The following is a 9437-nucleotide window of genomic DNA, read 5'->3' as shown; positions in this document are numbered from 1 at the left end:
CGCGGAGGCCCGCCGGACGCGGGGCGGGACCGCCGGCTCACGCCTTGCCCGGCCCGCCGCATCCCCGTCAGGACGGGAGCCACGTCCGCCAGGTGGCCTCGTTCTCCTTCACCCAGCGGCCGGCGGCCTCCCGCGGTGACAACTTCTGGTCCGCGATCATCAGGGCGACGTCGTTCTGCATCTCCGTCGTCCATCGGAACTTCTTCAGGAAGGCGGCGGCGTCGCCCCCGCCGTCCGCGAAGCGGGCGTTGAGGAACTTCTGCAGCGGCGTGTGCGGATACGCGCAGGCCACCTTCTCCGGGTCGGTGTCGCAGCCCTCCTTGTACGCGGGCAGCTTCACCTCCGTCATCGGGACCTTCTCGAACAGCCACTGGGGTTTGTACCAGTAGCTCAGGAACGGCTTCCTCTCCTTGGCGAACTGCTTGATCTGCGTGATCTGCGCCGCCTCCGAGCCCGCGAACACGACCTGGTAGTCCAGGTCGAGGTTCTTCACCAGCGCCTTGTCGTTCGTGACATAGGACGGGGAGCCGTCGAGCAGCTGGCCCTTGCCGCCGCTCTCCGCCGTACGGAACTCCTCGGCGTACTTGTTCAGGTTCTTCCAGTCGGTGACGTCCGGGTGCTTCTCGGCGAAGTACGTCGGCACGAACCAGCCGATGTGGCCGGTCACCCCGAGATCACCGCCCCGCTCGATCGTCCCCTTGTCCTCGATGTACCGCTTCTCCTGCTCCGGGTGTCCCCAGTCCTCCAGGATGGCGTCCACCCGGCCCTGGCTGAGCGCGTCCCAGGCGGGGACCTCGTCGATCTGCACGGTGTCCACCCGGTAGCCGAGCTCGTGTTCGAGGAGATACTGGGCGACGGCCACATTGGCCTGCGCGCCCACCCACGACTGCACGGAGAGGGTGACCGTACGGGAGCCCTTCGCGTCGGCGTACGGCGAGGACTGGCGGGTCATGTCGGCGGCGCCGCAGCCGGTCACGGCCGTGAGGGCGACGGCGGCCGCGAGGGCGGATCCACCGAGTACGAAGCGTGTACGAGCCATCTCAGGCCCCCTTTCCTGCGAGGTCACGGCGTTCCGTCGGCTGGGTGACCCGGTCGAGCATCAGGCCGAGGCAGACGATCGCCGCGCCCGCGACCAGCCCGGTCGCCAGGTCGCCCTGGGCGAGGCCGAAGACCGCGTCGTAACCGAGCGCGCCGCCGCCCACGAGGCCGCCGATGACGACGACGGCGAGGACCAGCACGACACCCTGGTTGACGGCGAGCAGCAGCGCGGGCCGCGCCAGGGGCAGTTGAACCTGGAACAGCTGCTGCCGCCCGGTCGCGCCCAGGGAACGGGCGGACTCCATGGCGGCCGGGTCCACCGCGCGTACGCCCTGGGCCGTGATCCGTACCACCGCGGGCAGGGCGTAGACCACGGCGGCCGCGACCGCCGGGGCACGGCCCACACCGAACAGCGCGACCACGGGAATCAGATACACGAACTGCGGCATCGTCTGGAAGATGTCGAGCACCGGACGCAGCGCGCGTCCGAGGCGGGAGCTGCGGGCGGCGGCGACCCCGAGTGCGACACCGAGCAGCAGCGTCACGGCGACGGCGGCCAGAACCTGGGACAGGGTGTCGAGCGCCGGGTCCCAGACGCCGAGCACGCCGATCGCGGCCATCGCGAGGACCGCGGTGGCGGCGGTGCGCCAGGTGCCGATGAGCAGGGCGAGCACGCCGACGGTCAGCAGGACCGTCCACCAGGGCAGCGCCTGCAGGCCGTCGCGCAGGGGGTTGAGGACCCAGGTGGTGAACCGCTCGGCCCAGTCGGCGGTACCGCCGACGAGGGGCACACCCGAGTAGAGGTGGGCGGTCATCCAGTCGACCGCCCCGTTGACGGGCTCGGCGATGTCGACCGTCCACGCGTCGGGCCAGGAGAGCCGGTCGGTCAGGCGGCCGGCGACGGCGACGACGGCGGTCGCCACGAGCGCGACGGCCAGTCCGAGCCGGGACCGGTGGGCGGGTGCCGTACCGATCCGCTCCCCCGCCGCGGCGGTGACGCGGTCCAGGACGACGGCGAGCAGCACGATCGGCACCCCGGCGCCGAGGGCGGCGCCCACGTCGACGGAGGCCAGCGCCTGGTAGACGCGGTCGCCGAGACCGCCCGCGCCGATGACGGACGCGATGACGGCCATGCCGAGTGCCATCATGATCGACTGGTTGACGCCGAGCAGGAGTTCCTTGCGGGCCAGCGGCAGCCGGGCCGTCAGCAGCCGCTGCCTGCCGGTGGCACCGAGGGAAGCGGCGGCCTCCATCACGCCCGCGTCCGCGCCGCGCAGGCCGAGCGCGGTGAGCCGGGCCATGGGCGGTGCGGCGTAGACGACGGTAGCGAGGACGGCCGCGGGCACGCCGATGCCGAAGACGAGGACGACGGGCAGGAGGTACGCGAAGGCCGGCAGCACCTGCATGGTGTCGAGGACCGGTCGAAGGATCCGGTCCATACGGTCCGAGAGACCGGCGGCCAGCCCGAGGAGACCTCCGAGCAGCACGGACGCGGCGACGGCGACGGCCATCAGGGCGAGCGTCTGCATGGTGGGCACCCACATGCCGAGCAGCCCGCAGACACCGAACGCGGCGACGGAGGTCAGCGCGAGGCGGAGGCCCGCGACCCGCCAGGCCACGAGCCCGGCAGCGGCGGTGACGCCGGCCCAGCCGAGGGCGAGCAGCAGCAGGTACACGGCGCGGACGGACACGACCACGGCGTTGCTGACGTGCCCGAGGAAGTACAGGAAAAGCGGGTGCCCGTCGCGGTTGGCGATGATCCAGTCGCCGGCGCGCCCGAGCGGTCCGGACACGTCGACGGCGAGCGGGGCCGGCCAGCTGCCGCCGCCCAGCAGCAGGGCACCGAGAACGAGCGCGAGGACCGCGCCGGCGCCGATCAGGCGGCCGCGGTGGCGCGCGAGCGAGCGCGGCGCACCGGGCCGCCCGGCGTCGGGGACGGCTGTGGGGCGGGTCGGGGCGGGGGTGACGGTGGCGGTCATCGGCTCCACCGCCCCACGGGGCCGGTGCGGGCCGCTCCGTACCGCGGCCGGATCACGGCGACACCGGTCGTACGGTGCCACGACGGCCGGACGACGCCGGTACCGCTCGTGCCACCACGCCGCGGCCGGATCGACGGGGCATCGGTCGTACGGTGCCACCGCGGCCGGACGGCGCCGGCACCGGTGGTACCGCCGCATCGCGGTCGGAGCGCGGCGAAGCCGATCGTGTTGCCGCACCGCGGTCGGAGCGCGGCGAAGCCGGTCGTGCTGCCGCCCGGCGGCGGCCAGGTCGTATGGGCGTACATCAGGCCACCGCCTTCCCGGTCGCGGCCGGGACCCCGGCGACGACACCGAGGAGTCCCGCGTGGTCGACCACGCCGAGGCAGCGGCCGTCCTCGACGACCCGCACGGTGACGCCCGTCCGCGCGACGGCCTCGATGGCCTCGTGGACGGTGGCGCTCGGGGCGAGAGCGGGGCCGGCCTCGCGCTCGTCGCCGAGCGCCGGGCGCATCGCCGAGCGGACGGTCAGCACCTGCTCGCGCGGCACGTCCCGGACGAAGTCCCTGACGTACTCGTCGGCGGGGGCGCCCACGATCTCCTCCGGCGTGCCGAGCTGGACGATCCGGCCGTCGCGCATCAGCGCGATGCGGTCGCCGAGCTTCAGTGCCTCGCTCAGGTCGTGCGTGATGAAGACCATCGTGCGTCCCTCCTCCCGGTGCAGGCGGACGACCTCCTCCTGCATGTCCCGGCGGATGAGGGGGTCCAGTGCGCTGAACGGCTCGTCGAACAGGAGGACTTCGGGGTCCACGGCGAGCGCGCGGGCCAGTCCGACCCGTTGCTGCTGGCCGCCGGACAGCTGGCTCGGCCTGCGCTGCTCCATGCCGTCCAGGCCGACCTTGGTGACGAACTCGGCCGCGCGCTCCCGGCGTTCACCGCGCCCCACGCCCTGGATCTCGAGCCCGTACGCGATGTTGTCGAGCACGGTCCGGTGCGGCAGCAGCCCGAAGTGCTGGAAGACCATCGACGCGCGGTGCCGGCGCAGCTCTCGGAGCCGGCCGCCGTCCATGGACAGGACGTCCTCGCCGTCGATGGAGATCGTGCCGGAGGTGGGCTCGATGAGCCGGGTCAGACAGCGGACGAGTGTCGACTTGCCCGAGCCCGACAGGCCCATGACGACGAAGACCTCGCCCTTGCGGACGTCGAAGGAGACATCGCGGACGGCCGCCGTGCAGCCGGTGCGCTCGCGCAGCTCGGAGGCGTCGAGGGAGGCGAGCTCCTGGTCGGCGGGCACCCGGGCGGCCTTGGGACCGAAGACCTTCCACAGTTCGCGTACGGAGAAGACGGGTTCGGCGGTGTTCCGCGTCGGGTCGTTCATCGTCGGGTGCCTCCCAGCAGGTCCACACATTTCTCGCCGACCATGAGCACGCCGATCATCGGGTTGACGGCGGTCATGGTCGGGAAGACGGACGCGTCCGCGATCCGGATGTTGTCGAGACCCCGGATCCTCAGATCTGGTGCCACGACGGCGAGTTCGTCGTCGACGGCGCCCATCCGGCAGGTGCCGGCCGGGTGGTACACGGTGTGGGCGACATGGCGGGCGTAGGCGCTGAGCTCCTCGTCGGAGGTGACCTCGGGCCCCGGGCACACCTCGCGCTTGAGCCAGCCGGCCAGCGGTTCGCTCGCCGCGATCTGCCGGGCGATGCGGATCCCGTCGACGAGCGTCCGGCCGTCGTAGTCGTCCTCGTCGGTGAAGTACCGGAAGTCGAGGGCGGGCTTGACCTCGGGGTCGGCGCTCGTGAGGTACAGCCGGCCGCGGCTGCGCGGCTTGGGGATGTTCGGGGTCATCGACACACCGTGCGGGGGCCGTTCGTAGCCGATCCGCTCGGGGTTGTCGGTGAAGGGGATCTGGTAGAAGTGGAACATCAGATCGGGCCCGTCGGACTCCGGGTCGCGGCGGACGAAGAGGCCGGCGTCGGAGTCCATCGCCGAGTTCTCGGGGATCGGGCCGTGCGTCTCCCACACGATGACCGACTCGGGGTGGTCGAGCAGGTTCTCCCCCACGCCCGGCAGGTCGTGGACGACGGGGATGCCGAGCTTCTCCAGGTCGGCGCGGGGCCCGATGCCGGAGTGCAGCAGCAGGCGCGGGGTGTCCACGGCCCCCGCGCACACCAGGACCTCCCGCCGGGCGCGTACGACGTGCTCGGCGCCCTCCTTGGTCCGGATGTGCACGCCGGTGGCACGGGTGCCCTCCAGCTCCAGCCGGAAGGCCCAGGTCTCCAGGGCGATGTGCAGGTTCGGCCGGTCGAGGAAGGGGTGCAGATACGCGACCGAGGCGGACGAACGCTTGTTGTTCTCCGGGTGGTAGGCGAGGTCGAAGAAGCCGACGCCCTCGTGGAAGGGCTGTCTGTTGAAGCCTTCGACGCGCGGGACTCCGAGCGCGGTCTGCGCGGCGTCGACGAAGTCCCGGGCGATGGCGTTCCGGTCGGCCTCGTCGACGGGAACGATGTTGTTGCGCAGCCGGGCGAAGTAGGGGTCCATGGCTGCCGCGTCCCACCCCTCGGCGCCGGCCTCGGCCCACTCGTCCCAGTCGGAGGGAAGGGGCTTGAACGCGATGAGGGTGTTGTGCGAGGAGCAGCCGCCGAGCACCCGCGCACGGCTGTGGCGGATGAACGAGTTGCCGCGGGGCTGCTCGGTGGTGGGGTAGTCGTAGTCCAGCTCGCCGCCGAGCAGGCCCATCCAGCGTCGCAGGGTGAGGACGTCGTCGCGTCCGACGTCGCTGGGGCCGCCCTCGATGACGGCGACGGTGACGTCCGGGTCCTCGGTCAGCCGGGAGGCGATCACCGAGCCGGCGGTGCCGCCCCCGATGACGACGTAGTCGTACACGTGCTGGTCGTTCATGCCTGGTCCTCCGCCGTGGTGCCCGCGAACCAGCGCACCGGGCGCGGGGCGAGGTTCCGGTAGATGTGCTTGGCCTCGCGGTACTCGGCGAGGCCGCTGGGGCCCAGCTCGCGGCCGATGCCGGACTTTCCGAAGCCGCCCCACTCCGCCTGCGGAAGGTAGGGGTGGAAGTCGTTGATCCAGACGGTGCCGTGACGCAGCCGGGCCGCGACCCGCCGGGCGCGGTCCTCGTCGGCGGTCCACACCGCTCCGGCGAGGCCGTACTCGGTGTCGTTGGCGAGGGCGACGGCCTCCTCCTCGGTGCGGAAGGTCTCCACGGTGAGGACGGGGCCGAAGATCTCCTCGCGGACGACCCGCATGCCGCGGTGGCACCGGTCGAGGACGGTGGGCCGGTAGAAGTATCCGGGGCCGGCCGGCCTCTCGCCGCCGGCCCGCAGCACCGCGCCCTCGCCGAGGGCGGAGGCCACGTACTCCTCGGTCCGCGCCACCTGCGCGGCGGAGACCAGGGGGCCGCATTCGACGCCCTCGTCGGTGCCGCGGCCGAGCCGGATCAGTTCGGCCCGGCGGGCGAGCTCGGCGACGAATCGCGCCCGCAGGGGCTCCTCGACGATGAGGCGGGAACCGGCGGAGCAGACCTGGCCGCTGTGGATGAAGGCGGCGTTGAGCGCCTGATCGACGGCGGTGTCGAACCCCTCGGGCGTCGAACAGGCATCGGCGAAGACGACGTTGGGGTTCTTGCCGCCCAGTTCGAGGGCGACCTTCTTCACGCTGTCGGCAGCCGCCCTGGCGACCTTCGTACCGCTGACGAGACCGCCCGTGAACGAGACGAGGTCGACGAGGGGGTGCTCGGCGAGCCGAGCGCCGACGGTGTGTCCGGGGCCGGTGACGATGTTGGCCGCGCCGAGCGGCAGTCCGGCCTCCAGCAGCAGTTCGACCAGCACGACGGTGCTCAGCGGGGTGATCTCGCTGGGCTTGATCACGAAGGTGTTGCCCGCGGCGAGGGCGGGCGCGATCTTCCAGCTGGCCTGGAGCAGCGGGTAGTTCCACGGCGTGATCAGGGCGCACACCCCGACCGGCTCGTGCACGACGACACTGTGGATGTCGGGCGAACCGGCGTCGACGACCCGTCCGCCGTCCTCCTTCTCCACGAGATCGGCGAAGTAGAGGAAGGCGTCGCGGACGCAGTCGACGTCGACGCGGCCCTCCTCCAGCGTCTTGCCCGCGTCCTGGCTCTCCAGGGCGCCGATCCGCTCACGGTCGCGCTCCAGCAAGGCGGCGACCCGACGCAGCAGGGCGGCCCGCTCGGCGACCGGTGTGCGCGGCCATGAACCGTCGTCGAACGCGGCGCGTGCCGCGGCCACGGCGTCGTCGGTGTCCCGGACGCCGCCCTCCGCCACGACCGCGAAGGCGGTCGCGTCGACGGGGTCGATGATCTCGCGCGTGGCTCCGGACAGGGCTGCGCGCCACTCTCCGCCCACATGGATGGTCTGTTGTACTGCCGTCACGTCGCGTATGGCCTTTCGTTCCTCTGGGTCCCCCTGCCGGTAGCACCGGCGGTTCGGCCGCCTGCCCTGGCTTCCCCGATCCATGCGCAACGCCTTGCGGAGAGTGTCCTGACTCACGCCCGAAGCCCGAGCAATACGGGATATACCCGACCATCGACCGCCGCAGGCCATGGTTACGAAGGAAGATCCACTTGTCGCCCGGAGCGGCATCCTGGAACACTCGCTGCGGACGCTCGGCTGCCCGCGGGACACCACCCGGGGCGTGACCGTCCCGCGTCGCGAAGCCGGACACATCCCGGACGAGAAGCATGTGCGCGCGGCCCCTGGCGACTACGGAGATCCGGACATCGCACCCGCACACCTTCGACCCCCGGGATTCCAGGTTCAAGTGAGACCCATGGAACCGCCGGCGCACCGGCGCACCGGCGATCTGGCCTCATTCGCAGCGGAGTTCGGCGGATGGCCCGACACGGCTCACGCTCAAACACCCACCCTCTCGAACACCAGTAGCCTTCGGGCATGGCACTTCGACCTGACGAGTTTCACGCCCACGCACGTACCGCCGCGGACGCCGAACTGCGGCTTCCGCTGTCCCGGATGACGGGGTGGGACATCAGCCCCTTCGAGCCGGACGGTCTGCGCGTCGCGCCGCTCCGTCCGCCGGTTCTGCCCGAACCCGCACGGCACGGCGAGGACCCCTCGGACTGCGACGCGTGCCGCAGCCGGGACGAAGGAATCTGGCTCGACGACCGCTGGCGGCTCACCCGGATCACCGGCGTCGGCGTGCCGCTGGTGCTGATGCTTCATCCGCGCGAGCACTTCGACCTGGCGGACCTGCCCGACGACCTGGCGGCGGAACTCGGGGTGCTCACCACCCACATCGCCCGCCATGTGCAGGCGTTGCCGCACATCGCGCGGGCCCACGTCTATCGCATCGGAGACGGTGGGGCCCATCTGCACATCTGGTTCTTCGCCCGCCCCGAGGGCCAGGCCCAGCTCTACGGTTCATGGATGGTCATCTGGGACGACCTGCTGCCCGAGTACCCGGCGGACGTGGCCGAGGCGGACGCGGCGATCGTGACGGACGCGCTGGTCGCCTCCTACGGAGGCCGCCGTCCGGCCGCCGACGAGCCGCCGCAGTCCTGATCCACCGGAGGCGCGCCGGCTCGCCCTCGTCGGCCTACGGCGCCCCGGGTCCGGAGGCGACCCTGCGGAGGGCCCCTCCGGGGCCTCTGGATCGGCCCCGGAACGGATCCCCTCGGCTCTCTCAGAGCTGGTTGATCGGGCGCATCACCAGGCCCTCCGTGCCGCCCCAGCCCGTCACCCGCGCGGCGTCGTCGTAGGAGACGGAGTCGAGACGGTCGGGGAGGTCGAAGATGAGCGTGCCGCCGAGTTCGGTGCCCTCGCCTGCGACCAGCGTGGCGGTGAACCGGTCGGACTGGTCGTACTGCGCCTCGCCGCCCTCGTCGTTGCCGAAGACGTACAGGCCCGCGTACGACTTGCCGTCCCCTTCGACGACGACGGGCTCGGTGTCCGGCTCTCCGAGCGTCTCGACGATCGGGGCGTCGTTGCCGGCCCGGAGCCGGATCATCGGTGCGTCGTTGAGGACACACGGGGTCTTCGTGCCGTTGGTGACGGTCAGCAGGAAGTGGCGGGGGGTCTCCCCGGCCGGGTCCTGGAGCTCGACCGCGGTGTTGAGGTCGGTGACCTTGCAGTCCTGGTACGCGGTGCCGTTTCCGCCGCCGGTCTCACCGCTGTCTCCGGTCGCGTCCTTGCTCGGGCCGCCGTCACCGGTGCCGGTGCCGGAGTCACCCGTGGGTTCCGCGCTCTTCGAACCGGCGCCGTCCGACGGGGAGCCCGCTGAGGGGGCTGCCGACGTGGGGGCGGCCCCCTTGTCCTCTCCTCCGGCGGGCTGGCAGGCGGTGGCCGCGAGGAGGGCCGCGATCACGGCCGCCCCCGTGAGGGTGCCACGCAGGCCACGACGTACCGAACCGCATCTGATCGTCTTCGCGTTCAT

7 protein-coding genes are annotated in these 9437 nt (G+C 72.1%); 1 reads left to right on the top strand and 6 read right to left on the bottom strand.

Annotation, left to right across the window (positions count from 1 at the left end):
* Nucleotides 1–67: 67 nt before the first annotated feature.
* The 5 genes from IE311_RS31325 to IE311_RS31305 form a co-directional block, all read right to left on the bottom strand.
* Complete coding sequence (locus IE311_RS31325; RefSeq protein WP_189835232.1) at nucleotides 68–1039, bottom strand: ABC transporter substrate-binding protein; 972 nt, start codon at nucleotides 1037–1039, stop codon at nucleotides 68–70.
* 1 nt (nucleotide 1040) lies between these two features.
* Nucleotides 1041–3017: an ABC transporter permease gene (locus IE311_RS31320; RefSeq protein WP_189835231.1), complete on the bottom strand. Its 1977-nt coding sequence runs from the start codon at nucleotides 3015–3017 to the stop codon at nucleotides 1041–1043.
* 304 nt (nucleotides 3018–3321) lie between these two features.
* Nucleotides 3322–4392: a quaternary amine ABC transporter ATP-binding protein gene (locus tag IE311_RS31315; protein WP_189835230.1), complete on the bottom strand. Its 1071-nt coding sequence runs from the start codon at nucleotides 4390–4392 to the stop codon at nucleotides 3322–3324.
* Complete coding sequence (locus tag IE311_RS31310; RefSeq protein ID WP_189835229.1) at nucleotides 4389–5915, bottom strand: GMC family oxidoreductase; 1527 nt, start codon at nucleotides 5913–5915, stop codon at nucleotides 4389–4391. Before IE311_RS31310 ends, IE311_RS31315 begins: the two co-directional genes overlap by 4 nt.
* Nucleotides 5912–7420 carry an aldehyde dehydrogenase family protein gene (locus IE311_RS31305; RefSeq protein WP_189835228.1) on the bottom strand — a complete coding sequence of 503 codons (1509 nt, stop codon included), beginning with the start codon at nucleotides 7418–7420 and terminating at the stop codon, nucleotides 5912–5914. Before IE311_RS31305 ends, IE311_RS31310 begins: the two co-directional genes overlap by 4 nt.
* A 519-nt stretch (nucleotides 7421–7939) precedes the next feature.
* Here IE311_RS31305 and IE311_RS31300 point away from each other — a divergent pair.
* On the top strand, nucleotides 7940–8566 hold the full coding sequence (locus IE311_RS31300) for a hypothetical protein (RefSeq protein ID WP_189835227.1): 627 nt from the start codon (nucleotides 7940–7942) through the stop codon (nucleotides 8564–8566).
* A gap of 121 nt (nucleotides 8567–8687) precedes the next feature.
* Here the strand turns inward: IE311_RS31300 and IE311_RS31295 are convergent, their stop codons facing one another.
* A complete protein-coding gene (locus tag IE311_RS31295; protein ID WP_189835226.1) occupies nucleotides 8688–9437 on the bottom strand; it encodes a DUF4232 domain-containing protein in 750 nt (249 codons plus the stop codon).

Source organism: Streptomyces zaomyceticus, assembly GCF_014656215.1.
Taxonomy (GTDB): domain Bacteria; phylum Actinomycetota; class Actinomycetes; order Streptomycetales; family Streptomycetaceae; genus Streptomyces; species Streptomyces zaomyceticus.
Note: the sequence above shows the minus strand (reverse complement) of the source record. Positions and strands in the feature narration are given on the sequence as shown.

Bases quoted from the DNA above. Each gene is read 5' to 3' on its own strand.
- IE311_RS31325 (WP_189835232.1), bottom strand. From the start codon at position 1,039: ATGGCTCGTACACGCTTCGTACTCGGTGGATCCGCCCTCGCGGCCGCC.
- IE311_RS31295 (WP_189835226.1), bottom strand. From the start codon at position 9,437: ATGAACGCGAAGACGATCAGATGCGGTTCGGTACGTCGTGGCCTGCGT.
- IE311_RS31315 (WP_189835230.1), bottom strand. From the start codon at position 4,392: ATGAACGACCCGACGCGGAACACCGCCGAACCCGTCTTCTCCGTACGC.
- IE311_RS31320 (WP_189835231.1), bottom strand. From the start codon at position 3,017: ATGACCGCCACCGTCACCCCCGCCCCGACCCGCCCCACAGCCGTCCCC.
- IE311_RS31300 (WP_189835227.1), top strand. From the start codon at position 7,940: ATGGCACTTCGACCTGACGAGTTTCACGCCCACGCACGTACCGCCGCG.
- IE311_RS31310 (WP_189835229.1), bottom strand. From the start codon at position 5,915: ATGAACGACCAGCACGTGTACGACTACGTCGTCATCGGGGGCGGCACC.